The 300-nt window shown below is 57.7% G+C and carries 1 pseudogene; it reads left to right on the top strand.

What is annotated here, in order from left to right:
• Positions 1-74: 74 nt before the first annotated feature.
• Positions 75-300, top strand: a pseudogene (locus tag J8I87_RS44310) (DDE-type integrase/transposase/recombinase); the annotation flags it as partial.

Genomic DNA, 300 nt, shown 5'->3' with positions numbered 1-300 from the left:
TCCCGTCATCGCAATGGGAGAATCGTCAGCCATCAGCGACGTTCGCTCAATAACGGGGATTCTCGTGCGGATACGTACGCACGACAGTGAGTGATGGTTCGACACCTTGCCCAAAGGATCTTGTGAACCGGCAATTCACGGCCGAACGGCCCAACGCGCTGTGGGTGTCAGATTTTACCTATGTATCGAGCTGGCAGGGCTTCGTCTATGTCGCGTTCATCATCGACGTGTTCGCCCGACGCATTGTCGGCTGGCGTGTATCGAGCTCGGCGCGCACGGACTTCGTTCTGGACGCACTGG

The organism is Paraburkholderia sp. LEh10 (assembly GCF_017814945.1).
Taxonomy (GTDB): domain Bacteria; phylum Pseudomonadota; class Gammaproteobacteria; order Burkholderiales; family Burkholderiaceae; genus Paraburkholderia.
Note: the sequence above shows the minus strand (reverse complement) of the source record. Positions and strands in the feature narration are given on the sequence as shown.